This is a genomic window from Pseudomonas sp. Pseusp21 (genome assembly GCF_059492145.1).
Window position 1 is genome coordinate 4,896,683 of the sequence record NZ_CP168520.1, and the last position, 25,926, is coordinate 4,922,608.

Annotated in this window: 25 protein-coding genes; 13 read left to right on the forward strand and 12 right to left on the reverse strand. The window is 60.1% G+C overall.

From position 1 onward, the window contains the following. The first annotated feature begins 34 nt into the window (after positions 1–34). The 7 genes from xerD (at position 35) to ACEN93_RS22165 (ending at position 7,223) form a co-directional block, all read left to right on the forward strand. Positions 35–931 (forward strand): site-specific tyrosine recombinase XerD, encoded by an 897-nt coding sequence (gene xerD, locus ACEN93_RS22135; protein WP_490840714.1) that lies wholly within the window; start codon positions 35–37, stop codon positions 929–931. A gap of 143 nt (positions 932–1,074) precedes the next feature. After that, positions 1,075–1,806 carry a bifunctional protein-disulfide isomerase/oxidoreductase DsbC gene (gene dsbC, locus ACEN93_RS22140; protein WP_007954633.1) on the forward strand — a complete coding sequence of 244 codons (732 nt, stop codon included), beginning with the start codon at positions 1,075–1,077 and terminating at the stop codon, positions 1,804–1,806. 132 nt (positions 1,807–1,938) lie between these two features. After that, positions 1,939–3,243: a homoserine dehydrogenase gene (locus ACEN93_RS22145; RefSeq protein ID WP_039769561.1), complete on the forward strand. Its 1,305-nt coding sequence runs from the start codon at positions 1,939–1,941 to the stop codon at positions 3,241–3,243. A 109-nt stretch (positions 3,244–3,352) separates the two neighbouring features. Continuing rightward, entirely contained in the window at positions 3,353–4,762 is a 1,410-nt protein-coding gene (thrC, locus tag ACEN93_RS22150) for a threonine synthase (RefSeq protein WP_495610503.1), read from the forward strand. Between the two features lie 119 nt (positions 4,763–4,881). Continuing rightward, complete coding sequence (locus ACEN93_RS22155; RefSeq protein WP_039769565.1) at positions 4,882–6,252, forward strand: transporter substrate-binding domain-containing protein; 1,371 nt, start codon at positions 4,882–4,884, stop codon at positions 6,250–6,252. Positions 6,253–6,370: 118 nt separating this feature from the next. Beyond that, positions 6,371–6,778 (forward strand): response regulator, encoded by a 408-nt coding sequence (locus ACEN93_RS22160; protein WP_039769567.1) that lies wholly within the window; start codon positions 6,371–6,373, stop codon positions 6,776–6,778. Positions 6,779–6,941: 163 nt separating this feature from the next. Beyond that, complete coding sequence (locus ACEN93_RS22165) at positions 6,942–7,223, forward strand: DUF3509 domain-containing protein (protein WP_064382409.1); 282 nt, start codon at positions 6,942–6,944, stop codon at positions 7,221–7,223. A gap of 174 nt (positions 7,224–7,397) precedes the next feature. Here the strand turns inward: ACEN93_RS22165 and ACEN93_RS22170 are convergent, their stop codons facing one another. Beyond that, complete coding sequence (locus ACEN93_RS22170; RefSeq protein WP_203546257.1) at positions 7,398–8,291, reverse strand: TIGR02285 family protein; 894 nt, start codon at positions 8,289–8,291, stop codon at positions 7,398–7,400. Positions 8,292–8,304: 13 nt separating this feature from the next. Then, entirely contained in the window at positions 8,305–9,504 is a 1,200-nt protein-coding gene (locus tag ACEN93_RS22175) for a CaiB/BaiF CoA transferase family protein (protein WP_039769570.1), read from the reverse strand. A 146-nt stretch (positions 9,505–9,650) separates the two neighbouring features. Between ACEN93_RS22175 and ACEN93_RS22180 the strand changes: the two genes are divergently transcribed. The 4 genes from ACEN93_RS22180 to ACEN93_RS22195 all read left to right on the forward strand — a co-directional run bounded on the left by ACEN93_RS22180 (position 9,651) and on the right by ACEN93_RS22195 (position 13,913). After that, entirely contained in the window at positions 9,651–10,193 is a 543-nt protein-coding gene (locus tag ACEN93_RS22180) for a YaeQ family protein (RefSeq protein ID WP_011332624.1), read from the forward strand. A 54-nt stretch (positions 10,194–10,247) separates the two neighbouring features. Beyond that, positions 10,248–11,957, forward strand: coding sequence for a single-stranded-DNA-specific exonuclease RecJ (gene recJ, locus ACEN93_RS22185; RefSeq protein ID WP_039769572.1), 1,710 nt, complete (start codon positions 10,248–10,250; stop codon positions 11,955–11,957). A 224-nt stretch (positions 11,958–12,181) separates the two neighbouring features. After that, a complete protein-coding gene (locus ACEN93_RS22190; protein WP_495610504.1) occupies positions 12,182–13,288 on the forward strand; it encodes an NADH:flavin oxidoreductase/NADH oxidase in 1,107 nt (368 codons plus the stop codon). A gap of 91 nt (positions 13,289–13,379) precedes the next feature. After that, positions 13,380–13,913, forward strand: coding sequence for a GNAT family N-acetyltransferase (locus ACEN93_RS22195; RefSeq protein WP_495610505.1), 534 nt, complete (start codon positions 13,380–13,382; stop codon positions 13,911–13,913). A gap of 12 nt (positions 13,914–13,925) precedes the next feature. Here ACEN93_RS22195 and ACEN93_RS22200 read toward each other — a convergent pair whose 3' ends face one another. Beyond that, positions 13,926–15,554: a glucan biosynthesis protein D gene (locus ACEN93_RS22200; protein WP_064593655.1), complete on the reverse strand. Its 1,629-nt coding sequence runs from the start codon at positions 15,552–15,554 to the stop codon at positions 13,926–13,928. Between the two features lie 403 nt (positions 15,555–15,957). Here ACEN93_RS22200 and ACEN93_RS22205 point away from each other — a divergent pair, with 403 nt between their 5' ends. After that, complete coding sequence (locus tag ACEN93_RS22205) at positions 15,958–16,143, forward strand: hypothetical protein (protein ID WP_039769577.1); 186 nt, start codon at positions 15,958–15,960, stop codon at positions 16,141–16,143. Between the two features lie 36 nt (positions 16,144–16,179). Here ACEN93_RS22205 and ACEN93_RS22210 read toward each other — a convergent pair whose 3' ends face one another. From ACEN93_RS22210 to ACEN93_RS22220, 3 genes are all read right to left on the reverse strand, one after another. Next, positions 16,180–16,470: a type II toxin-antitoxin system RelE/ParE family toxin gene (locus ACEN93_RS22210; RefSeq protein ID WP_074691233.1), complete on the reverse strand. Its 291-nt coding sequence runs from the start codon at positions 16,468–16,470 to the stop codon at positions 16,180–16,182. Continuing rightward, complete coding sequence (locus tag ACEN93_RS22215) at positions 16,448–16,696, reverse strand: CopG family ribbon-helix-helix protein (RefSeq protein WP_039769579.1); 249 nt, start codon at positions 16,694–16,696, stop codon at positions 16,448–16,450. The genes ACEN93_RS22210 and ACEN93_RS22215 overlap by 23 nt, the downstream gene beginning before the upstream one ends. A gap of 204 nt (positions 16,697–16,900) precedes the next feature. Continuing rightward, positions 16,901–17,407 carry a BRO-N domain-containing protein gene (locus ACEN93_RS22220; protein ID WP_039769582.1) on the reverse strand — a complete coding sequence of 169 codons (507 nt, stop codon included), beginning with the start codon at positions 17,405–17,407 and terminating at the stop codon, positions 16,901–16,903. 500 nt (positions 17,408–17,907) lie between these two features. Between ACEN93_RS22220 and ACEN93_RS22225 the strand changes: the two genes are divergently transcribed. Beyond that, on the forward strand, positions 17,908–18,465 hold the full coding sequence (locus ACEN93_RS22225) for a hypothetical protein (protein WP_064382403.1): 558 nt from the start codon (positions 17,908–17,910) through the stop codon (positions 18,463–18,465). 58 nt (positions 18,466–18,523) lie between these two features. On the opposite strand, the gene ACEN93_RS22230 is transcribed toward ACEN93_RS22225, so the two are convergent. The 6 genes from ACEN93_RS22230 to ydcS form a co-directional block, all read right to left on the reverse strand. Next, positions 18,524–20,008 (reverse strand): APC family permease, encoded by a 1,485-nt coding sequence (locus tag ACEN93_RS22230; RefSeq protein ID WP_495610506.1) that lies wholly within the window; start codon positions 20,006–20,008, stop codon positions 18,524–18,526. Between the two features lie 212 nt (positions 20,009–20,220). Continuing rightward, complete coding sequence (locus ACEN93_RS22235) at positions 20,221–21,645, reverse strand: gamma-aminobutyraldehyde dehydrogenase (protein WP_236189719.1); 1,425 nt, start codon at positions 21,643–21,645, stop codon at positions 20,221–20,223. Between the two features lie 50 nt (positions 21,646–21,695). Then, positions 21,696–22,505 (reverse strand): ABC transporter permease, encoded by an 810-nt coding sequence (locus ACEN93_RS22240; protein WP_495610507.1) that lies wholly within the window; start codon positions 22,503–22,505, stop codon positions 21,696–21,698. Then, complete coding sequence (locus ACEN93_RS22245) at positions 22,495–23,430, reverse strand: ABC transporter permease (protein WP_039769593.1); 936 nt, start codon at positions 23,428–23,430, stop codon at positions 22,495–22,497. The genes ACEN93_RS22240 and ACEN93_RS22245 overlap by 11 nt, the downstream gene beginning before the upstream one ends. A gap of 1 nt (position 23,431) precedes the next feature. Further along, entirely contained in the window at positions 23,432–24,469 is a 1,038-nt protein-coding gene (locus ACEN93_RS22250; protein WP_495610508.1) for an ABC transporter ATP-binding protein, read from the reverse strand. Positions 24,470–24,681: 212 nt separating this feature from the next. Further along, on the reverse strand, positions 24,682–25,833 hold the full coding sequence (gene ydcS / locus ACEN93_RS22255) for a putative ABC transporter substrate-binding protein YdcS (protein WP_103386445.1): 1,152 nt from the start codon (positions 25,831–25,833) through the stop codon (positions 24,682–24,684). Positions 25,834–25,926: the final 93 nt, after the last annotated feature.

The following is a 25,926-nucleotide window of genomic DNA, read 5'->3' on the forward strand; positions in this document are numbered from 1 at the left end:
CGCGCAGTGCCAAGCCTGCGTGTCTTGAGCGCCCATGCCTGCCATCGACCACCCACTGATCGACCAGTTTCTCGACGCCCTCTGGCTGGAAAAAGGTCTCTCCGACAACACTCGCGACGCCTACCGCAGTGATCTCGCGCTGTTCAATGGCTGGTTGCAGGACAAAGGTCTCGAACTGGTCAATGCCGGTCGCGAACTGATCCTCGATCACCTGGCCTGGCGTCTGGAACAGAACTACAAACCTCGCTCTACGGCGCGATTTCTCTCCGGTGTGCGTGGCTTTTATCGCTATCTGCTGCGGGAAAAGCTGATTTCGGTTGATCCAACTTTGCGCGTGGATATGCCGCAACTCGGTCGGCCGCTGCCCAAATCCCTGTCGGAAGCCGACGTCGAAGCGCTGCTGAAGGCGCCGGACTTGAGCGAAGCCATCGGCCAGCGCGATCGCGCCATGCTCGAAGTCTTGTATGCCTGCGGCCTGCGTGTCACCGAGCTGATCAGCCTGACGCTGGAACAGGTCAACCTGCGTCAGGGTGTGTTGCGGGTGATGGGCAAGGGCAGCAAGGAACGGCTGGTGCCGATGGGCGAGGAAGCGATTGTCTGGGTCGAGCGCTACCTGCGTGACGGTCGCGGCGAGCTGCTGGGCGGGCGTCCAAGCGATGTGTTGTTTCCCAGTCAGCGCGGCGAGCAGATGACTCGGCAGACCTTCTGGCACCGCATCAAGCACCAGGCTAAGGTCGCCGGCATCAGTAAATCGCTGTCGCCGCACACCTTGCGTCACGCGTTTGCCACCCACTTGCTCAACCATGGCGCCGACCTGCGGGTGGTGCAGATGCTGTTGGGCCACAGCGACCTGTCAACCACGCAGATCTACACTCACGTCGCCCGGGCACGTTTGCAGGATCTGCATGCCAAACATCACCCGCGCGGCTGAGCGCCGTTTGTCTTGCGACAGGCGCATTCGGCCACGGGAGCCTTATGTGGTAGGCTTTGCCGGTTTGCACGATGGGCGGTTATGACCCGGTGTTCCGGCACGGGCGTTCTGATCGTTCCATTTGTCCGCCTTCAGGAGTTCTCATGCGTCTGACCCAGATTTTCGCCGCCGCAGCCATTGCGTTGGTCAGCACCTTTGCCGTCGCCGATGACGCGGCCGACAAAGCGATTCGCCAAAGCCTGGAAAACCTCCAGCTCGATGTGCCGGTGGACACCATCACCGCCAGCCCGCTGCCAGGCCTGTATGAAGTCAAGCTCAAGGGCAGCCGCGTGCTCTACGCCAGCGCTGACGGCCAGTACATTGTTCAGGGCTACATGTTCCAGCTCAAGGACGGCAAACCGGTCAACCTGACCGAGAAGACCGAGCGCCTGGGCATTTCCAAACTGATCAATGCGATCCCGGTGGCCGAGACCGTGGTTTATCCGGCGGTGGGCGAAACCAAATCGCACATCACTGTTTTCACCGACACCACTTGCCCGTACTGCCACAAGCTGCACGCCGAAGTGCCCGAGCTGAACAAGCGCGGCATCGAAGTGCGTTACGTGGCGTTCCCGCGCCAGGGCCTGGGCTCGCCGGGTGACGAGCAACTGCAAGCCGTGTGGTGCTCCAAAGACAAGAAAGCCGCCATGGACAAAATGGTCGATGGCAAGGAAATCAAGGCCGCCAAGTGCGAGAACCCGGTTTCCAAACAGTTCGCCCTCGGTCAGTCGATCGGCGTGAACGGCACACCGGCCATCGTTTTGGCCGACGGACAAGTGATTCCGGGCTACCAGCCTGCGCCACAAGTCGCCAAACTGGCGCTGGGCGCGAAGTAATTCGCATCGTCACGCTCAGGCGTTGACGAGCGTGGTCCGGCGGCTGGATTGCCGGGCCATCAACAGAGAGCCGCGAACCTGCGGTTGTTTTCACGGCCGGCCTCGTGTCGGCCGTTTTATGGGGAGTTCACAGTGAAACCGGTCAAAGTAGGCATCTGTGGGTTAGGGACCGTCGGTGGCGGAACCTTCAACGTACTTCAGCGCAACGCCGAGGAAATTGCTCGTCGTGCCGGGCGTGGAATCGAAGTGGCACAAATTGCCATGCGCACGCCAAAGCCTCAGTTCCAGACGACCGGTATTGCGATTACCAACGATGTCTTCGAAGTGGCCACGAACCCTGAGATCGACATCGTCATAGAGCTGATGGGCGGCTACACCGTTGCCCGCGAGCTGGTACTCAAGGCCATCGAGAATGGCAAGCATGTGGTCACCGCGAACAAGGCTCTGATTGCCGTTCACGGTAATGAAATTTTCGCCAGGGCACGCGAGAAAGGCGTGATCGTGGCGTTCGAAGCGGCGGTCGCCGGCGGCATTCCGGTGATCAAGGCGATCCGTGAAGGCCTGTCCGCCAACCGTATCAACTGGGTCGCCGGGATCATCAACGGCACCGGCAACTTCATCCTCACCGAAATGCGCGAGAAGGGTCGCACCTTCGAAGACGTGCTGGCCGAGGCGCAAGCGCTGGGTTACGCCGAAGCCGATCCGACCTTCGACGTCGAAGGCATCGACGCGGCGCACAAGCTGACGATCCTGGCGTCGATCGCATTCGGTGTTCCGCTGCAGTTCGACAAGGCTTACACCGAAGGCATCACCAAGCTGACCACCGCCGACGTGAATTACGCCGAAGCGCTGGGCTACCGCATCAAGCATCTGGGCGTGGCACGCAGCACCGCCGCCGGTATCGAGCTGCGCGTACACCCGACGCTGATCCCGGCCGATCGTCTGATCGCCAACGTCAACGGCGTGATGAACGCGGTGATGGTCAACGGTGACGCTGCCGGTTCGACTCTGTTCTACGGCGCCGGCGCCGGCATGGAGCCGACCGCTTCGTCGGTGATCGCGGATCTGGTGGACGTGGTTCGCGCCATGACCTCCGATCCGGAAAACCGCGTGCCGCACCTGGCCTTCCAGCCGGACTCGCTGTCGGCCCATCCGATCCTGCCGATCGAAGCCTGCGAAAGCGCCTACTACCTGCGCATTCAGGCCAAGGACCATCCGGGCGTACTCGCTCAGGTGGCGAGCATCCTCTCGGAGCGCGGCATCAACATCGAGTCGATCATGCAGAAGGAAGTCGAGGAACACGACGGCCTGGTGCCGATGATCCTGCTGACACACCGCGTGCTGGAACAGCACATCAACGATGCGATCGCCGCCCTCGAAGCGCTGGCGGGCGTGGTCGGTCCGGTCGTGCGGATCCGTGTCGAGCACTTGAACTAAACAGAAACAGCTGCAAGCTTCGAGCTGCAAGCAGCAAGAGAAAAGCAGTCCGGCTTTTACTTGAAGCTTGTAACTCGTAGCTTGAAGCTCAAACCGAAGGTTTGCCCCTATGCGTTACATCAGTACCCGCGGCCAGGCACCGGCCCTGAATTTCGAAGACGTCCTGCTGGCCGGTCTCGCCACCGACGGCGGTCTGTACGTCCCGGAAAACCTGCCACGTTTCACCCAGGAAGAAATCGCTTCCTGGGCCGGCCTGTCGTATCACGAGCTGGCTTTCCGCGTCATGCGCCCGTTCGTCACCGGCAGCATTCCGGACGCCGATTTCAAAAAGATTCTTGAAGAAACCTACGGTGTGTTCGCCCACAACGCCGTTGCGCCGCTGCGTCAGTTGAACGGCAACGAATGGGTGCTGGAGCTGTTCCACGGCCCGACCCTGGCGTTCAAGGACTTCGCCCTGCAACTGCTCGGTCGCTTGCTCGACTACGTGCTGGAAAAGCGCGGCGAGCGCGTGGTGATCGTCGGCGCCACCTCCGGTGACACCGGTTCGGCCGCCATCGAAGGCTGCAAGCACTGCGAAAACGTCGACATCTTCATCCTGCACCCGCACAACCGTGTGTCCGAAGTGCAGCGTCGGCAGATGACCACCATTCTCGGTGAGAACATCCACAACATCGCCATCGAAGGCAACTTCGATGACTGCCAGGAAATGGTCAAGGCCAGCTTCGCCGACCAGAGCTTCCTCAAGGGCACCCGCCTGGTGGCAGTGAACTCGATCAACTGGGCACGGATCATGGCCCAGATCGTTTACTACTTCCACGCGGCCCTGCAATTGGGCGGCCCGGCGCGTTCGGTGTCGTTCTCGGTGCCGACCGGCAACTTCGGCGACATCTTCGCCGGCTATCTGGCGCGCAACATGGGCCTGCCGATCAACCAGTTGATCGTCGCCACCAACCGCAACGACATCCTGCACCGCTTCATGAGTGGCAACCAGTACGTCAAGGAAACCCTGCACGCCACGCTGTCGCCGTCGATGGACATCATGGTCTCGTCGAACTTCGAACGCCTGCTGTTCGACCTGCACGGCCGCAACGGTGCGGCAATTGCCGGGCTGATGGATTCGTTCAAGCAGGGCGGCGGTTTCAGCGTCGAACAGGAACGCTGGACCGAAGCACGCAAACTGTTCGACTCGCTGGCCGTGGACGATGCGCAAACCTGCGAAACCATCGCCGAAGTCTACGAGCAGACCGGTGAGGTGCTGGATCCGCACACCGCCATTGGCGTGAAAGCCGCGCGCGAATGCCGTCGCAGCCTGGACATCCCGATGGTGATTCTGGGCACGGCGCATCCGGTCAAGTTCCCGGACGCGGTGGAGAAAGCTGGTGTAGGAAAAGCTCTCGAACTACCTGCACATCTTTCTGATTTGTTTGAGAGAGAAGAGCGCTGCACAGTGCTGGCAAACGAGCTGAAAGCCGTGCAGGCCTTTGTCAGTCAGCATGGCAACCGCGGCAAGCCTCTTTAAGCCCGCAAAGCTGTCACATTTTGAAGCCCGTCTCCTGACGGGCTTTCTTGTTTTTGCATGCCACACTGCGCGCGTTTCGCCCACGAAGGACGGGCGAGTCGATGACGAAGGATGTGGCAATGCGGTTTTTTTCAGGATTGAAAGCAGCTCTGTGCTGGTTGTTTTTATTGGGGGGCTTCGAGTTGTCGCAGTCGAGCGAAGCTGCCCATCTGGCGAGGCATTCCGAAGGGGGGGAGAGTGTCCAGCCCATCGAGCTGGATGAAAATGAGCGTCAGTGGATTCGGGACAATCCCCGGGTGACGGTCGCCTCGGTGCAATACCCGTTGTATCTGTTTCAGGACGAACATGGTCAGTGGAGCGGCTTGAACAACGATGTGCTCACGCATATCAGCGCCATGACCGGATTGCAGTTCGTCCATCAGGAGTCGTTTTCCACCGATCACATGCTGGAACGGCTCCAGAGTGGCGTGGCCGACATCAGCACGACGTTGGCAATGAATGACGAGCGCAAGGCATTCCTGGACTTCAGTCACGCGTTCGGCGGTGCCGGCTGGGTATTCGTCGGTCGTTCGGGCGAGCCGCCGATAAAGTCGCTCGAAACGCTGGCCAAACGGGTGTTGGTCCTGCCGGCAAGGCACGCGCTGGAGGACAGCATTCGACGCGACTATCCGTCCATCGAGATCCGCTCGGTCAAGACCTATGCCGAGGCCCGGGCGCTGGTCGAGAGTGGTGAGGCCTACGCCACCATCGAAAACGAGATCGGCGCGCAGCTGTTTCCCTCCGGCCTGCTCAGGGTCTCGGGTCTCGTGGAAGGCAAGTGGGAGGCCGATCATCTGGCGGTGCGCAAGGGGCTGCCAGAGCTTGTGAGCATCCTCAACAAGGCACTGGGCGCTTTCTCGGCAGCCGAACTGCGCGCCATGCGCCTGAAATGGCTGGATGGCATTTCTCCCGCTCCGGTACCCTCGATCAGCTCGCTCCTGATCAAGTGGGGGTGCTGGGCGATGGGTGGGCTCGGCGTGTTCGGGCTGTTGCCGTTGCTGTGGAACCGTCGATTGACGGTCGAGGTAAAACAGCGGCGTGCGGCCGAAAAAGATCTAAGTGATCAACTGGCTTTTCAACATGCATTGATCGATGCGATGCCCGACCCCGTGTTCGTGCGCGATCTGCAGGGGCGGTTGATCATGTGCAACCGCAGCTATGAAGATGCGCTGTCGGTTCGGCTGGAGCAGGTACAGGGCCGGAAGCTGTTCGAGATCGATGCGCTTCCACAGGCCACGGCACTGATGTTGCACGACGAGTTCATGGCGCAGTTGGGCACTCGTAAAACACGTTTCAGCAAACGACAGCTGATGTTCAAGAGCGGCCCCCGTCAGATTTATCAGTGGACGGTGCCGTTTTACAGTGCCGATGGAAAACTGCGTGGCCTGCTCGGAGGCTGGACCGACATCACCGAGCGGCGGAAGGAGAGCGGGTGTCAATGTCTGCATTAAAGATGGGAAAAGTCCTATAAACCGCGATTCCTTTTCTGATGGGAGGCTTAGGACGACTGCCCTAGAGTGACAGGCCACTGCGGCGTGAATCCGCGATTGTCGCTCCAGAGGTCGTCCCATGCGCTCGCTCAAGATCCTGATTCTAGAACCCAATCCGTTCCAGCTGATGGCGTTGCACCAGATGCTCAACGCCATCGGTATCTACGATGTTCTGACCGCGCCGTCGCTGGGCTCGGCAAAGCGCTCACTGGAGCGTCGCGGAGCCGTGGACATCACCCTGTGCAATCCACAATTGCAGAACGGTGACGGGCTTGCGCTGATTCGGCATCTGGCCGACCGACAGAAAGCGCGGGCGATGATTCTGCTGGGGGCCGTGGCACCCAGCCTGCTGGACGATCTGGAAACCTTGCTGGGCGAGCACCGGATCACCTTGCTGGGGCGTTTGCACACGCCAGTCTCGGCGGTGTTGATGAGGGCGCTGCTGGATGCCTACATGACCCTCCCCAGGCATTCCGTCGACGCCTGAGCCCCCGGTTATTTTTCTGTCATCTTCCCCATGCATGCTCCGATAGGCCGGTGACGCACCGGGAGAAGCCGGCGACAAGCAGAACTTTCCTCTCGGGCCGGTGGTCATTTACTGTGAACACGCCCCAGGCACTGTGTTTTCGGACTATTGAGTGGAGATCGAGATGGAAAGTATCAGTCTATTGCTCGGTGAGGCTCTAAGCCCGTATCAAGTGACGTTGACCCCTCGGGGTCGCCATGGCGAATGCCTGGTGACCTTGAAGAACGGCAGCGGCGCGATCGTGGTGGAGCGCGAATTCAATCAGGCGCAATTGAGCGACAAGCGTCAACTGACAGATGTGGTCGACGGTCTGCACCGTGACATCCTGATTGCCGAAGGCCGGCTGGAACCCTGTGTGATCGCCGCGTTGCGAAACGCAGCCCTCGACAAGCACCCGGCCCTCTGAAACTGATTTTTCATTTGTGGGAACCTTCCTGCATTCAGGTCGGTCAGACCCCGTAACAGCAGGAGCAAGCATTGTGCTCCGGTGCTTGTCGCTTGCTGCTACGGGTCTTTGATACAGGCCACGTTTAACCCCGAGTCGTCTCCCCACTTCTCGGGGTTTCTTTTTGCCCGGATTTTACTGCGCGGCTTGTCGCTGGAAGAAAATCCGCGCCTGTTCCAGATAATCCTGACGCCTTTCGGGGTCGAGCCAGTCGGCGTAGAGCTGGTTGAGGTGATCGTGGGGCAGGGTGCGCAACAGCTGATTGATCTCGGTGATCGCCTGGCGACCCGCCGTGGTGTCGGTGCAGCCGACATGGCCCGACAGGTACTTGCCCGTGCCGCGAATCGGGAAGAACAGCAGTTCGTCCTCGGTGATCTCGGCCTGGCGCGCCTGATAGCGGATTTCCGGCCAGTAACCCAAAACTACCTGCAAACGTCCCAGGCGCTGCATCGACAGCAGGCTGCTGAGCGCGTCGTTGCCGTAATGGGGCGTCAGCGCGCCGCTCGGTGCCTGATGCAGTAATGTATCGATGTACTCGCCATAACTGCGCTCGGCTACCACGCCGACTTTTCGCTCGCCGTTGGCCAGAAATGCCGACAGATCGACTTCATCTTCGACCAGAAACGGCTCCAGCACTTCGCGATCTCTCTGACGCACCACCAGGCCATTGCTGACAGCACGAAACGCGGGAATGGAGAAGGCGATCCATTGCGCCCTCTCCTTGTTCCAGATCAGCGACGGATCGCAGGCGAAGGGATGTTCATGAAGCATTTGAATGCCACGGGCGCGATTGACCCGCATCAAGGTGTGTTCGTATTGCGGCATGCCGGCAATCAGCATCGGCATCAATTGATCGATAACGCCCTGGCCCTTTTTCGGACCCTCGAAGATCGTCAGTGGCGGCAGGTCGCGCAGCAGCCAGATCAACGTCGGTTTGGCCTGCGCCCACGCCGGCAGCACCAGCAGGAACAGCAGGCCGAACAACCGCCAGGTCCACCAATGGTGGGCGCGGTTCGAGGCCGAGGGCATCAGGGGCTTCAGCTCAGATGGCTCCGTCTTCGCGCAACCGGGCGATCTGCTTCTCGTCGTAGCCAAGATCGTGGAGTACCTGCGCATTGTGCTCACCGAGCTGCGGTCCGACCCATTCGGACGTGCCGGGTGTCTCAGAGAGTTTTGGCACGATGCCCGGCATCTTGAAAGGTTTGCCGTCCGGCAGTTTGGCGTGGAGGAACATTTCCCGGGCCAGGTACTGCGGATCGTTGAACATGTCTTCGGCGCTGAAGATCCGGCTGGCCGGCACTTCGGCCTGATTCAGCAGATCCAGCACGGTTTGCAGCGGCAGCGACTTGACCCAGCGGTCGATCACCCCGTACAACTCATCGCGGCGAGTATCGCGCCCGTCATTGCTGGCCAGCGCCGGGTCATTGGCCAGATCTTCACGGCCGATGATCAGCATGAAGCGCTTGAAGATCGCATCGCCGTTGGCGCCGATCTGCACGTGTTTGCCGTCGGCACTGGTGTGAATCGACGACGGGGTGATGCCCGGCATGATGTTACCGGTGCGCTCACGAATGAAGCCGAAGACATCGAACTCCGGCACCATGCTTTCCATCATGGCGAAGATCGCTTCGTACAGCGCCACATCGACCACCTGGCCGAGGCCGCCGTTGACCTCGCGATGACGCAAGGCCATCAACGCGCCGATCACGCCCCACAAAGCCGCAATCGAATCGCCGATGGAAATCCCGGTGCGTACCGGCGGGCGGTCTTCGAAACCGGTGATGTAGCGCAGGCCGCCCATGGATTCGCCGACCGCACCGAAACCTGGCTGATCTTTCATTGGCCCGGTCTGGCCGAAACCGGACAGGCGCACCATCACCAGTTTCGGGTTCAGCGCGTGCAGGGTTTCCCAGCCCAGGCCGAGTTTTTCCAGCACGCCGGGGCGGAAGTTCTCGATCAGGATGTCGGCTTCACCCAGCAGTTTTTTCAGGATCGCCAGGCCATCGGGGTGTTTCAGGTTCAGCGTCAGGGACTTTTTGTTGCGCGCCTGGACGAACCACCACAACGAGGTGCCTTCGTACAGCTTGCGCCATTTGCGCAATGGATCACCGCCGTCCGGCGATTCGATCTTGATCACTTCGGCGCCGAACTCGCCGCAGATGCGCGAAGCAAACGGCCCGGCAATCAAAGTACCCAATTCAATGACTTTCAGACCGCTGAGCGGTTTGTTGGCGAACGGCATGCGAGATCCTGTAGGACAAGGCTGAGCAGATACAGCGTTTTAACATAGCCGGCTGTCAGTCGCGCAAGGTTGATCGCCATCAATTCGTGGATTGCCTACAGCATCGGTTAGACTTGCCGACTTTCCTCGTATCAAGAAGCCCGTTCATGGCCCAGCCGTCCACTACCTACAAATTCGAACTGAACCTCACCGACCTTGACCGCAGCGTCTACGAGAACGTGAAGCAGACCATCGCCCGCCATCCTTCGGAAACCGAAGAACGCATGACCGTGCGGCTGTTGGCCTACGCGCTCTGGTACAACGAGCAACTGTCGTTCGGGCGTGGTCTGTCGGACGTGGATGAACCTGCGCTGTGGGAAAAGAGCCTGGACGACCGTGTCCTGCACTGGATCGAAGTCGGCCAGCCGGACGCCGATCGCCTGACCTGGTGCTCGCGCCGCACCGAACGCACCAGCCTGCTGGCCTACGGCAGCCTGCGCGTCTGGGAAGGCAAGGTGATTCCGGCGATCAAAAACCTGAAGAACGTCAACATTGCCGCTGTTCCGCAGGAAGTGCTGGAAACCCTGGCCAAGGACATGCCCCGCGTCATCAAGTGGGACGTGATGATCAGCGAAGGCACGATCTTCGTCACCGACGACCGTGGCCAGCACGAAGTCCAGCTCACCTGGCTGCAAGGCGAGCGCGGTTAAGTCCGCGCTACTCCCGAAAAATCCCACGTATCCAAGAGAAGCTCCTGTCACCCCATGCGTATCGATCCTCGCCCGTTGCCCGCCACTCTGCCGTTTCTCGGTGAACTGCCACCGCTACTGACCCGCCTGTACGCGGCGCGGGGCGTGCAGTCCGAGGCGGAGTTGGACAAGAGCCTGGCGCGGCTGATTCCGTTCCAGCAGCTCAAAGGGATCGATGCGGCGGTCGATCTGCTGGTGACGGCGCTGGAGCAGCGACAGCGGATTCTGATCGTCGGTGACTTCGACGCCGACGGCGCGACGGCCAGCACCGTGGGCGTGCTTGGTTTGCGCCTGCTGGGCGCGGCACATGTCGATTATCTGGTGCCCAACCGCTTCGAATACGGCTACGGCCTGACCCCGGAAATCGTCGAAGTCGCAATGACCCGCGAGCCGCAGCTGCTGATCACCGTCGACAACGGTATTTCCAGCGTTGAAGGTGTCGCGGCCGCGAAGCGCCATGGCCTGAAGGTCTTGATTACTGACCACCACTTGCCCGGCGATGAACTGCCGCAAGCTGATGCACTGGTCAATCCGAATCAGCCCGGCTGCGAGTTTCCGAGCAAGGCGCTGGCCGGGGTCGGGGTGATTTTCTATGTGTTGATGGCCTTGCGCGCACGCCTGCGCAGCCTCGGCTGGTACGAGAGCAAACCGCAACCGAACATCGGCGAACTTCTGGATCTGGTAGCGCTGGGCAGCGTTGCCGACGTGGTGCCGCTGGATGCCAACAACCGGATTCTGGTGCACCAGGGCCTGGAACGAATTCGCGCCGGACGTGCGCGGCCGGGGATCAAGGCGATCCTGGAAGTGGCCAAGCGTGAAGCTTCGCGCATTACCTCTACCGATCTCGGTTTCATCGTCGGCCCGCGCCTGAACGCGGCGGGGCGTCTGGATGACATGAGCCTGGGCATTGAATGCCTGCTGACCCACGACCCTGCGCTGGCCCGGGAAATGGCCGCACAACTGGACGGCATGAATCAGGACCGCAAATCCATCGAGCAAGGCATGCAGCGCGAAGCGCTGGCCCAGCTCAAGGACTTGCCGGTCGAGTCGATGCCATTCGGGTTGTGCCTGTTCGATCCGGAATGGCATCAGGGCGTCATTGGTATTCTGGCGTCGCGGATGAAGGAGCGTTATTTCCGCCCGACCATCGCCTTCGCCGATGCCGGTGACGGTCTGCTCAAGGGCTCTGGGCGTTCGGTTCAGGGCTTTCATATTCGTGATGCGCTGAGTGTGGTGGCAGCGCAGCATCCGGACCTGATCAGCAAGTATGGCGGCCACGCGATGGCGGCTGGCCTGACTTTGCCGCAGGAGAATTTTCCGTTGTTCGCCGAGGCATTTGACGCCGAGGTGCGCAGGCAGCTTCGCGAAGAAGACCTGACCGGGCGCCTGCTGTCGGATGGCACGCTGGCGGTCGAGGAGTTTCATCTGGAACTGGCTCGGGCCCTGCGTCACGCCGGGCCGTGGGGCCAGCATTTCCCGGAGCCGCTGTTTCATGGCGTGTTCCAGTTGGTCGAGCAGCGAGTGGTCGGCGAGCGGCACCTGAAAGTGGTGCTGAAAACTGAATGCGGCTCGGTGAAGCTGGATGGCATCGCCTTCGGCATCGATCGCGATATCTGGCCGAACCCGACAATCAAATGGGTCGAACTGGCCTACAAGCTCGACCTCAACGAGTTTCGCGGCAATGAAACCGTGCAACTGATGATTGCCCACATCGAACCGCGTTGACGCCTTCGCGAGCAAGCTCGCGCAGGCGGACTTACATACACAGAATTACTCTGAACCCTCCCTCATCCCCGGATGTCGACTAGGCTCTAAGCACTGCTTGATTGGCCTTGTGACGTCTTGTCGAATTTTTTGCCCGCGGGGGCGGGTGCTGCACCTTTTTCCTGTCACTCGTCGACTTTTCAAACAGAACCCTGGAGCCTGCCCACTGATTTGAGAGGTGCCCCATGAGTCTGCTGCTTGAACCCTTTACCCTTCGCCAACTGACCCTGCCCAACCGCATCGCCGTGTCGCCCATGTGCCAGTACTCCAGCGTCGATGGCCTGGCCAACGACTGGCATCTGGTGCACCTCGGCAGCCGTGCCGTGGGCGGCGCTGGCCTGGTATTCACCGAAGCCACGGCAATCACGGCCGACGGGCGGATCACCGCCGAAGACCTGGGCCTGTGGAACGACGAACAGATCGCACCACTGCAACGCATCACCCGTTTCATCACCGCCCAAGGCGCAGTGGCCGGCATTCAACTGGCCCACGCCGGGCGCAAGGCCAGCACCCACCGGCCGTGGATCGGCAAGCACGGAAGCGTCAAACCGGAGGACGGTGGCTGGACGCCGGTCGGGCCTTCGCCGATTGCCTTTGACCCGCAACACACCCAGCCGAAACAACTGGATGAAGGGCAGATCGCCCAGGTCATTCAGGACTTCGTGGCCGCAGCCCAACGTGCTTTGACCGCCGGTTTCAGTGTGGTCGAGGTGCATGCGGCGCACGGTTATCTGTTGCACCAGTTTCTGTCACCGCTGAGCAACCAACGCCGTGACCAGTACGGCGGTTCGTTCGAAAACCGCATTCGTCTGGTGCTGCAAGTGACCGATGCGGTGCGCGCAGTGTGGCCGGAAGAACTGCCGGTGTTTGTGCGCCTTTCGGCTACCGACTGGGTCGAGGACGGCTGGAATCCGGATGAAACCGTGGAGCTGGCGCGCCGCCTGAAGGCCTTGGGGGCTGATTTGATCGATGTCTCGTCGGGCGGCACGGCAGCCAACGCCGAAATCCCTGTGGGGCCGGGATATCAGACGCGCTTCGCCGAACGGGTACGCAAGGAGTCAGGCATCGCCACCGGCACCGTGGGCATGATTACCGAGCCGGCTCAGGCCGAGCACATCCTGCGGACCTGTCAGGCCGACATCATCTTCCTCGCCCGTGAGCTGTTGCGTGATCCGTACTGGCCGCTGCATGCCGACGATGACCTGGGCGGGCGCAAAGCGGTGTGGCCTGCGCAGTATCAACGTGCGACCCATCGTGATCAGCCGATTCATGAGTCTGATCTGCGGGATTGATTCCGACCGGTCGCAAAGCCTATAAAACCCGCCATTGAACCGGCGGGTTTTTTCTTGCCTGCCGTCCGAAATTGCAAAGGAATGGAACGCAATGTTGATCGAACGTGAGCTGACTGAATCGGACTTGCCATTGTTGGCACTGATCGACCGCAGTGAGTTGGTTGAGGAGTGCTATCGCGTAGAGAACGGTGAGCTGATTCTGTATCCGGCGCGTTTCGACATGCGCGGCTGGCCCGAAGGGGAGGCGGAGGAGAATGCGCGGGTATTGGAAAAATGCTGGCGCAGCGGCGGTTGGCTACACGGGATTTTCGATGGGGAGACACTGGTGGCAGCGGTGGTTGTGGATAACCGGGTTATTCACAATCAGGGCCTGAAGATGCGGCAGTTGAAGTTTTTGCACATCAGCCGTGCCTGGCGCGGGCAGGGATTGGGCGGGCGATTGTTTGCACTGGCTTGCGAGCATGGCCGAGAGGTCGGCGCCGAGGCGTTGTACGTCTCGGCGACCGAGTCGCGCAATACCGTGGAGTTTTATCAGCGCCAGGGCTGCTGGTTGCTGAAGCAACCGGATCCCGAGCTGTTTGATCTGGAACCCCACGATATTCACTTGTACTGCCCGTTGGCCTGACGGCTCAACGCATCAAGGGTACTTGCGCTTGTCCGGCGCCGGCGGGAAGTACTGGTACAACCAGGTCTCGCTCAGCGTGCGGTCATTGGTGCGTATGAACAGTCGCAGCTCAACTGGCTCCACGCTGTCGTTGGTCGGGTACCAGTCGAACAGGATCCGGTAACCCTTGATGTCATCCAGCACCAGCACGCTGAAGTCTTGTACCTTGCCGTTGGAGCAAGTCACCACCGGTTCGATCCCGGTGCCCTGCGGCAGGCGATCCAGGCCGCCACCGGTGAAGTCCACGGCAAAACGACGGGCCCAGACCGGCGGGTAATGCTCACCCGGTGCCCAACCCTCGACAAATCCACCCATGCCCGAACGGGTCGCATGCACCCGCGCCAGCGGCGTACCGACCGGCGGCAGGGCACTCCAGTAGAGCTTGTAGCCGTAGTTCAGCGAATCCCCGGCGGCTACCGGTTTCTTCGGCGTCCAGAACGCAACGATGTTGTCCAGGGTTTCGCCGGTTGTAGGAATTTCCAGCAGATCGATAGAGCCTTCGCCCCACGCGGTTGTAGGTTCTACCCACAGGCTCGGACGTTTGCTGTACCAGTCGACGGTGTCCTGATAGTTGGCGAATTCGTGGTCGGTCTGCACCAGACCGAACCCTTTCGGATCGGTGTCGGCGAAGGCGTTGAATTGCAGGGTCGCCGGGTTGTTCAGCGGGCGGCAGATCCACTCGCCGTTGCCGCGCCACATGGCCAGACGATCCGAGTCATGAATTTGCGGGTGAATGGTGTCGCACATCCGGCGCTCGTGGGTGCCGCAGCTGAACATGCTGGTCATCGGCGCGATGCCCAGTTGTTCGATGGCGGTGCGGGCGTTGATGTGGGCGTCGACTTCCATCACCACGCGCTCAGCCTGGCAATCGATGTCGAAGCGATAGGCGCCGGTCGCGCTCGGCGAGTCGAGCAGGGCGTAGACCACAAAGCGGGTCGCGTTCTGATCCGGAGTTTCGAACCAGAATTTGGTGAAGTCGGGGAATTCTTCGCGTTTCTTGGCGTAGGTGTCGACGGCCAGGCCACGGGCGGAGAGGCCATATTGGCCAGTGGCATCCACCGCGCGGAAGTAGCTGGCGCCGAGGAACGACACCACGTCATGCCGATCCAGTTCCGGCGCCTTGAACAGCTTGAAGCCGGCAAAACCCAGGTCGCCCTTGAGCTGCTGGGTGTCGACCGAAGTGTTTTCATAGTTGAACAACTGAGGGCGGAAATGCACCTCGCGGGCCGTGCGGGTCTTCGGATCGACGCTGTACATGCGCACCGGCTGACGGAAACCCATGCCGACGTGGAAGAACTGCACATCGAGCTGACCCTTGTTCTCCTTCCACAGCGAATGCTCGCCGTCGTAGCGGATCGCGTTGAAGTTCTGCGGGGTCATGGTCGCCAGGGTCGGCGGCAGCACCTGTTTGGTGTCCTGATAGGCGTTGCCGGCCAGTTGTTTGGCCTGACGCTTCAGCGTTTCGAAGTCGAAGGCCTGGGCTTCACCGTCGGCGGCACCGCCAGAGGCGGCCCAGGCGCGTGCGGCGAGCAGGCCGGAGGCGGAAAGGCCGGTGTAAGCCGCAATGGCCATGGACGCTTTGAGCAAATTCCTGCGGTGCATAAATACAACCTGTCGTGGACAATCCCGCGCCGTTCCTGGCACGTACTGGATCAGAAATTACGGTTCGGACAAGCCTTCGGCCAAACGCTACGGACTAGTAACAGATGCCCGCTAGCTTAATCGGTTCGCCGATTTTGCAAAATTCATTGATATCACGGCGACAGCGTCTCAATGAAACAAGACGTTACGGTTACTTATCCCACAGTCTTTTCTGATTTATAGGGCATATCTGCTTTTTTCGACTAATTACTCTAAAAACCACTTTTCAGCGCCGATTTAATTTCTATTCTATGGGCATCGCCGGTCACGACTCATCCGACCGGCAGGGCTCAAATCGCTGCTTAAAGGAGCAGGGCGATGCGGTTTTCGAAAATTTCTGACGTACTGGAAAAGGACATCGTCCATGGCAAAAGGACAAGGCATCACCGAAATGTTAGGCATCTTTCCCTGCCTCACCAACGTCCGGCGAAGACGCCGGCTCAGTCCTGACGAACTGAAACTGGTGGAGCGTTACCGGGAGTTGTCGGAGAGCGACCGGATTGCGATGCGGTATCTGGTGGATGCGATGAGGAGTGTTTCGCGGTTCTAGGGAGGTGAACAGCCAGCCGTACTTGCTACGGCTGGTTTACCAATTTTCTGGTTGTTCTGCGCGCTGGTGCAGAATTCTCAAGACCTGGATCTGGCCATCCTCCAGGCGATATGGCGCAATGAACGGATAACGGGTCAGCACCAGTTCGCGTATATCCGGTACGACTGAAGGCCGGCCTGAACCCGGAAATTGCTTCAATTGATCAAACGCTCCAAGAATGGAGTTCACGACACCAAACGCTGGATTGGCACCCAAGATGCCTTGGTAATACTCAAAAATTGTTTCGAGATCGTTTTCAGCTCGTTCAGTCAGTACTACGTTCGGCACGTTTTGCCCACTTAGCCTTCACGGCATCCAGATCGGTAAGATTTCCAGCATCGGCATCAGCAATCCCCTCGCTGATGGCTTGCAGATGCCAAGACTCCGCTTCCACATATCTAACCAACGCACGCTTGAGATGGTACTGGCGGTCTCGATCAGTGGCCGCGGCCAATTGATCCAATTGTTGAGCGAGCAATTCTTCGACGCGGAAGGATAAAACGGGCGAGGCCATGGAAGATCTCCTGCGTGTGTATACGCTGTAAACGACGTAGACACCCTAGGCCGCAATAACATCGGCGTCAACCAGTCAGAGTGCGAGGTTGAGGAAAACTCTAGTGGACTTGAACGCCGCTGGAAGACGGGATGTGTTGCGAAATGCTTGGATAATACCCCGGTGACCTAATCGCCGCCGGGTCAAAGCCACTGACTTTCAGAGTCAGCCGCAAGAGCGCGGCGCTGGATACGGCTGCTGTACTTGCACCAATTCAGGCATATCACGCCATTTCACCCAAGCCTGTTGTTGCCAATGCAACAGCGGCACGGTGACGCCTGCCCAATGCACCGAGCTCAGGCTCGGGCAGTTTTCCGCTGTTACTGAGTTGGTTTCCCGCAGGATGGGGATCACCTCATTACTCAGCCATTGCCGCAGGTTGCGGTTTTCCGGGATGAAATGATGGACGAGCAGCGCGTACATGCCGGATTCGCTGACCATTGGTGTCTCGACAACTTTGCCGTACTTGCGCAGCCGGACGGTGCGGCGTTGGTCGGGGTCGAGTTTGAGCGTGACGCGTAGGTTCAAGGGATGGCCCATCATGCGGCCGAGATCCTGTGCGCAGAACCAGGCTTGATGATCGAGCAGGAGGACGTGGAGGAAGCGGTTGTGGCGGGTGAAGACGGTGGGAGTGAAATATTCAGTATTCGGATTGTGAGTAGGTGCTGGCATGAGATGACTTCCGTTTCGAGTAGGAAAGTCGCCACCAACTCTTCGAAAAATTGGGTGGCGAACCGAGTGGCGTTCGAAGTCGGGTTACTTCCTGTCGAAACGGAAAAGCCGGAAGGCCCGCGCCACACGGCCCGCCATAACGCAGAACTGAAGTTGCAAAGCAGCCGCAGTTCAATGGGGGCACGCAAGCACCGTTTTGACAGATTTCCGGCTTCGACCCCGGGCCGCTGATTGGGCAGCGACGGGATAAAGCCTATCGGTCAGGCGCTAGCGGCGCCAAGTCTACGCTGTGGACGCGTAGCGTAGGAAATGTGGCTTCTTCTTGAAGCCTGCATCTGTAGGAATTTCCTGTTTTTGTATGGCGGTCAGCCAGACTGCACCTGAAGCGTGATTTTTCCTTTATGAATCTCAGGCATTCCCCGGGTGGGCCACAGGTCTCGAAGGATTCTTCTGAAGGTGGGGAAGATCTACGTAGCGGCGCTAACCTGGAAGTGAATTCAATGACGACTGTATTTATTGCTGGCTCTATCAATATCAAGAACCTTGATCCGAAGGTTAAGGAGCGTATCAGTAATATCGTTGCGTCTGAATTCGAGGTGGTCGTTGGTGATGCTGGTGGTGCCGATACTTCCATTCAGGAATATCTGCTGAGTCTCGAGCGATCCAAAACTACAGTGTTCTGTAGTGGTCCCGCACCGCGGAACAACCTCGGACAGTGGCCCGCCAGAACAGTGGACTCCAAACACTCCAAAGGATCGAGGGCCTTCTTCACTGAGAAAGACGTGGTGATGGCCGAAGCCGCTGACTACGGCTTGATGATATGGGATGCGAAGAGCACCGGTACGCTCAGCAACGTCATAGAACTGTTGTCGAGAAAGAAGAAGTCCCTTGTCTTCGTCAACAAGGAGAAGGAATTCAAAGTGGTGGGAGACGTCAATCAGCTCGAAGAGTTGATTGCATTCATGTCTGACCACGCCAAGCAAAAAGCCAACGAAAAAATCAAACTGTTCGATCGTATTTCCTCGCTGAAATACGATCAGTCCGAGCTTTTCTTTTGATGTTTTGCGTCGGCTTTCTTGAACCCCGGCACTCTATCGGTGCCGGGGCCAAAATTTTTTAGCGACTCACCTTCCAGGCATCCCCAGCCGGCGCCTTCCCATGGTCATACGGCTTGCCAATCCACATGTAAACCAGCCCCAGCCCAATCACGATCGCCGTACTCAGCACCATCGCGTAGTTGATGTACCACGCTGCATCCGGTGTGCGGGGCCAGGCCATGTTGATGATTGCGCCCACGCCATACACCAGCGCGCCGATGTTCACCGGCCAGCCCCAGGCGCCGAGGGTGAATTTGCCGCTGGGTTTCCAGCCTTTGCTGCGGGCGTACAGGGCGGCAAGGACGATCATCTGGAATGCGAGGTAGATGCCGATGGCGGCGAAGCTGACGATGGTGGCCACGGCGTCTTGCAGGAAGAAGCCGAGGGCGATGATCAGGCCGGGCAGGACGCCGGACACGAACAGTGCGGCAACCGGAACCTGGGTCGTAGGAGAAATCTTTTTGAGCAGTCGGCTGCCGATGACCATTTCATCGCGAGCGTAGGAATACAGCAGACGACTTGCCGCCGCTTGCAGGCTGATGACGCAGGAGATGAAGGAAATCATTACCACGCCCATCACCACTTTCGAACCGATCGGGCCGAAGGCGTTGTTGAGGATGGTGGTGACCGGGTCCTTGTCGGTGCCGTTGATCACCGCTTGCATGTCCGGCACGGCGAGGATCAATGCCAGGCAAGCGAACATCGCCGCGATACCGCCGATGTAGATGGTCATGCGCATGGCCACCGGGATTTTCTTGCTCGGGTTCGGGGTTTCTTCGGCTACATCACCGCAGGCCTCGAAGCCGTAGTAGAGGAACATCCCCGCCAGCGACGCGGTGAGGAAGGCCGGCAGATAGGAGCCCTCGACGCTGATATCGAAAGTGTTGAACAGCACGCTGATCGGCTGGTGACGCTCGAAAATCAGCAGGTACACGCCGACGATCACCGCGCCGACCAGTTCGCAGAGGAAGCCGAACATGGCGATCCGCGCCAGCACTTTGGTGCCGCTGAGGTTCACCAGGGTGGCGAACAGCGTCAGCACCAGGGCGATGACGATGTTGGTGTTGTTGCTCGGCTCAAAACCCAGCATGGCCGCGAGGTACGGGCCGGCACCGACCGCCACGGCGGCGATGGTCACGCACAGGGCGATGGAGTAGATCCAGCCGACCATCCACGCCCATTTCTTGCCCACCAGGCGACGTGCCCAAGGATAAACGCCGCCGGAAATCGGGAACTGCGACACCACTTCGCCGAAGATCAGGCACACCAGCAGTTGCCCGCAACCGACCAGCAAGTAAGCCCAGAACATCGGCGGCCCGCCAGCGGCCAGGCACAGGCCGAACAGGGTATAAACCCCTACGACCGGCGACAGATAAGTGAAGCCCAACGCGAAGTTTTCCCACAGGCTCATGCTGCGGTTGAAGTTGGAGGTGTAGCCCAGTTGACGCAGTTGTTCGGCATCGCTGTCGGCAACGACGGCTGAGAGATCGGGTGATGCACTCATGTGTGTTTGCTCCGTGAAATCGGCAGATTTCGGATGGCCGAAACCGTGGCGGTGCCTGGTGAGCGCCGCCCGGATCGGTAGTTATTGTTTTGAATGCCTGGTGGTGCGTAATGCCGGTTTCCTTCCTGGAACCGAGGTGACGCCATCGCCAGCAGGCGGGCTTCCACAAGGACTGTATTGAACCTGTGGAAGCCAGCCTGCTGGCGATGCCTTTAGTGCTTGAACATCACATGCCGAACCGTGGTGTAGTCCTCCAGCCCGTACATGGACATGTCCTTGCCGTAGCCGGACAGTTTCTGACCGCCGTGAGGCATTTCGCTGACGAGCATGAAGTGTGTATTCACCCAGGTGCAGCCGTACTGCAACCGCGCAGACAGTCGATGCGCACGTCCGACATCCGCTGTCCACACCGAGGACGCCAGGCCGTAGTCCGAATCGTTGGCCCACTCCAGCGCCTGCGCTTCATCGGTGAATTTGGTCACCGACACCACCGGCCCGAACACTTCGCGGCGGACGATTTCGTCGTCCTGCTGGGCGTCGGCCAGCACCGTCGGCTCGAAGAAGAAACCACTGCCTTCGACAGCCTTGCCGCCAGTGATCAAGCGAATGTGTGGTTGCGCCACGGCGCGTTCGACAAACCCGGCCACGCGGTCGCGATGCTGGGCGGTGATCAACGGCCCGAGCTCGGTCGACGGATCATCCTGCAAGCCGTACTTGATGCTGCTGACCGCTGCACCGAGCTTCTCGACGAATTTGTCGTAGATGCCTTGCTGGGCGTAGATCCGGCACGCCGCGGTGCAGTCCTGGCCGGCGTTGTAGAAGCCGAAGGTGCGAATACCTTCGACCGCCGCATCAATGTCGGCGTCGTCGAAGATGATCACCGGGGCCTTGCCACCCAGTTCCATGTGCATGCGTTTGACGCTGTCGGCGGTGCTGGAAATGATGTTCGAACCAGTGGCGATGGAGCCGGTCAGCGACACCATGCGCACTTTCGGATGGGTCACCAGCGGGCTGCCTACGCTCGGCCCACGCCCGAACACCAGATTGAGTACACCGGCCGGGAAAATATCCGACGCCAGTTCGGCCAGACGCAACGCAGTCAGCGGGGTTTGTTCCGACGGCTTGAGCACCACGGTATTACCGGCGGCGAGGGCCGGGGCGATTTTCCAGGCAACCATCATCAGCGGGTAGTTCCACGGCGCGATGGACGCGATCACGCCCACCGGGTCGCGGCGGATCATCGAGGTGTGGCCGGGCAGGTATTCGCCACCGGCCGAACCACTCATGCAACGGCTGGCACCGGCGAAGAAACGGAACACGTCGGCAATCGCCGGAATCTCGTCGTTCAGCGCGGCACTGTAGGGTTTGCCGCAGTTGTCCGATTCCAGTTTGGCCAACTCTTCGCCGTGGGCTTCGATGGCGTCGGCGAGTTTGAGCAGCAGCAGCGAGCGGTCTTTCGGCGTGGTCTGCGACCATTCGGCGAAGGCACTGTCCGCAGCGCGGACGGCGGCATCGACCTGGGCCTCGGTGGCCTCGTTGATTTCCACCAGCACTTCGCCGCGCGCCGGGTTGAGCACCGGTTGCGCCGGACCTTCGCCGTTGACCAGTTGGCCGTTGATCAAGAGTTTGGTTTGCATGTTGTTGTCCTCTTTCTACTGCAAATTCAGGGTGGGAAGGGTCAGGAAATTCATTTGCCGCCGCTGCCGGCCACGCTCTCGCCACCCCGGGTCAGGTAGTAGGCGCCGAGGATCGGCAGTATGGTCACCAGCATCACCAGCATCGCCACGACGTTGGTCACCGGCACGTCCCGTGGGCGGCTCAACTGGTTGAGCAACCACAGTGGCAAGGTGCGTTCATGGCCGGCGGTGAAGGTGGTGACGATGATTTCGTCGAACGACAGCGCGAACGCGAGCATGCCGCCGGCGAGCAACGCCGAGCCGAGATTCGGCAGGATGATGTAGCGGAAGGTCTGCCAGCCGTCGGCGCCGAGGTCCATCGACGCCTCGATCAGGCTGTGCGAGGTACGGCGCAAACGGGCGATGACGTTGTTGTAGACGATCACCACGCAGAAGGTCGCGTGGCCGACGATGATGGTGAACATCCCCGGCTCGATGCCCAGCGTCTTGAAAGTCGCCAGCAACGCGATCCCGGTGATGATCCCCGGCAGTGCAATCGGCAGGATCAGCATCAGCGAAATGCCCTGTTTGCCGAAGAAGTCCCGGCGGTACAGCGCAGCGGAAGCGAGGGTGCCGAGCACCATCGCGATCAGCGTGGCGATGGCCGCGATCTGCAGCGACAGCTTGATCGCTTCCAGCACGTCCGGCCGGGAAAACGCCACGCTGAACCAGTGCAGCGTGAAGCCTTTCGGCGGAAAGCTGAACGCCGCGTCTTCGGTGTTGAAGGCGTAGAGGAAGATGATCAGGATCGGGAAGTGCAGGAACACCAGCCCGCCCCAGGCTGCAATGCGCAAGCCTATTGAAGCCTTTTCAGAGTGCATCGAAGGCCCCCAGACGTTTGACGATGGACAGGTAAATGGCGATCAGCACGATCGGCACCAGCGTGAACGCTGCGGCCATCGGCATGTTGCCGATTGCACCCTGTTGCGCGTAGACCATGCTGCCGACGAAGTAGCCCGGCGGGCCCACCAGTTGCGGCACGATGAAGTCGCCCAAGGTCAGCGAAAAGGTGAAGATCGAACCGGCCGCGATGCCCGGCACCGACAGCGGCAGAATCACCTGCATGAAGGTCTGGCGCGGCTTGGCCCCGAGGTCGGCGGAGGCTTGCAGCAACGACGGCGGCAGGCGTTCCAGCGAGGCCTGGATCGGCAGGATCATGAACGGCAGCCAGATGTAGACGAACACCATGAACCGGCCCAGATGCGAGGTCGACAGGGTGCTGCCACCAACACCGGGAATCCCCAGAATGAACTGCAGCACCGGCTCCAGCCCCAAGTGCTGAACGAACCACTGCGCCACGCCGCCCTTGGCCAGCAGCAGCGTCCAGGCGTAAGCCTTGACGATGTAACTGGCCCACATCGGCATCATTACGGCGATGTAGAAAAATGCCTTGGTCTTGCCGGTGGTGTAGCGCGCCATGTAGTAGGCAATCGGGAACGCGACGATGGCGCTGGCGATCGACACCACGACCGCCATGCTCAGGGTGCGCAGGATGATGTCGAAATTCGATGGCTGAAACAGCGCGGCGAAGTTGGCCAGGGTCAGGTCCGGAGTGACTGCCATGGTGAAGTCGTCGAAGGTGTAGAAACCTTGCCACAACAACATCAGCAGCGAGCCCAGATAGATCGCGCCAAACCACAAAAGCGGCGGCACCAGCAGCATCGACAGGTACAGGTTCGGCTTGCGATAGAGCAGGTTGGAAAACCTGCGCAACGGCGCCGATTGAGGGAGGGCGAGGGCGGTCATGTCACACCCCGCTCGCAACGGTGTCGTGCAGCGCAATCATCGCTTCCCGCGCCCAGCGTGCGCTGATGCGCTGACCGGTCTGGTGCTGCGCGCTGCTGTCGATCCACTGATTGTTGGCCTGGCTGATGCTCAGGGTCTGACCGTTTTCCAGGGTCAGTTCATAGCGCGTGGCGCTGCCCTGATACTGGATGTCGTGGAGCAGACCGCTGACTTCAATCTCGTGGCTGGCCAATGGGCCTTCGGCGAATCGCACGTGTTCCGGACGGATCGAAAACGGCTGCGGATGACCACTGAGCTGGCGCGCCAGATCGCCACGAATCACGTTCGAGGTGCCGACGAATTCGGCGACGAAAGTCGTGGTGGGTTTCATGTACAGATTGCGCGGCGTGTCGACCTGCTCGATGCGGCCCTTGTTGAACACGGCCACGCGGTCGGACATCGACAGCGCTTCGGTCTGATCGTGAGTGACGAAGATGAAAGTGATGCCGAGTTGGCGTTGCAGCTTCTTCAGTTCGCTCTGCATCTGTTCGCGCAGCTTCAGGTCGAGAGCGCCCAACGGTTCGTCGAGCAACAGCACTCGCGGGCGATTGACCAGCGCGCGGGCGAGGGCAACACGCTGGCGCTGACCACCGGACAACTGCACCGGTTTACGCGCGCCGTAGCCGCCGAGGGCGACCATGTCCAACGCTTCTTCGGCGCGTTTGTTGCGCTCGGTTTTGCTTACGCCTTTGACCTTCAGGCCGTAGGCGACGTTGTCCAGCACGTTCATGTGCGGGAACAGCGCGTAATCCTGAAACACCGTGTTGACGTCGCGTTGATAGGGCGGCAGACCGGCGGCTTCGGCGCCGTGAATGCGGATGGAGCCAGCGCTCGGTTGCTCGAACCCGGCGATCAGGCGCAGGCACGTGGTCTTGCCCGAACCGGAGGGGCCGAGCATGGAAAAGAACTCGCCGTCCTGGATATCGATGGAAACCCGGTCAACGGCTTTCACTTCGCCGAACTGCCGGGAAACGTTGGTGAACTGGACTGCAAGCGTCATGGTGCGGTGCTCCAAAAAGGCGAGGGCCGTCGCAGCGGCCCTGCCTGGACTTCTGAAAAACAGTGTTCGAGTTGATCGTTCCCACGCTCTGCGTGGGAATGCAGCCCGTGACGCTCTGCGTCAGCTCTTGCGAATGGACGCGGAGCGTCCGGTGATGCATTCCCACGCGGACGGTTCGACGCCTCGACGTGGGAACGATCGGTGTGTGGGTATTACCTACCGCCCATAATCGAAATGTAGTCCTGCGTCCACCGGCTATACGGCACAAACTTGCCACCCTCAGCCTGCGGGGTTTTCCAGAAAGCGATCTTGTCGAACTGATCAAACCCGTTGGTCTTGCAGCCTTCAGCCCCGAGCAACTCACTGCCCTGACACGCCGCCGGAACCGCCGGCAACGAACCGAACCATGCCGCCACATCACCCTGGACTTTCGGCTGCAGCGACCAGTCCATCCACTTGTACGCGCAGTTCGGGTGCTTGGCCTCGGCGTGCAGCATGGTGGTGTCGGCCCAACCGGTGGCGCCTTCTTTCGGCACGGTCGAAGCGATCGGCTGTTTCTCGTTGATCAGCCCGTTGACCTGGTACGGCCAGGCGCTGGACGCGACCACGCCTTCGTTCTTGAAGTCGCTCATCTGCACGGTGGTGTCGTGCCAGTAGCGGTGGATCAGCTTCTGCTGGGCGCGCAACAGTTCCAGCACAGCCTTGTACTGATCTTCGGTGAGCTGGTACGGATCCTTGATCCCCAGCTCAGGCTTGGTGGATTTCAGGTAAAGCGCCGCATCGGCGATGTAGATCGGGCCGTCGTAAGCCTGCACGCGGCCCTTGTTCGGCTTGCCATCGGGCAGGTTCTGCGCGTCGAACACCACGTTCCAGCTGGTCGGCGCGGTCTTGAAGACGTTGGTGTTGTACATCAGCACGTTCGGGCCCCACTGGTACGGGGTGCCGTAGGTCTGGCTGTTGACCACGTACCACGGCGCGTCTTTCAGGCGTGGGTCGAGGGACTTCCAGTTCGGGATCAACGCGGTGTTGATCGGCTGCACACGCTTGCCGACGATCAACCGCAACGAGGCATCGCCCGACGCGGTCACCAGGTCGTAACCGCCCTTGGCCATCAGGCTGACCATTTCGTCAGAGGTGGCGGCGGTTTTTACATTGACCTTGCAGCCGGTTTCCTTCTCGAAACCGGTCACCCAGTCGTAGGCCTTGTCGCTTTCACCGCGTTCGATGTAGCCGGGCCAGGCGACGATATCCAGCTGGCCTTCGCCGGCGCCGACGGCTTTCAGCGGCTCGGCGGCCTGCAGGCTGGCGCTGGCCAGCAGGGCCATGGTGATTGCACTGAGCAGTGCGGTCTTGTGCACGAACATGAGACACACCTCTTTGTTTTTTAGGTTTTTGTTAAGAGTAGTCGCAAGCGACGAGCTTCAAGCTGCAAGAAACAGCGATCTGCTTTGGGCTTG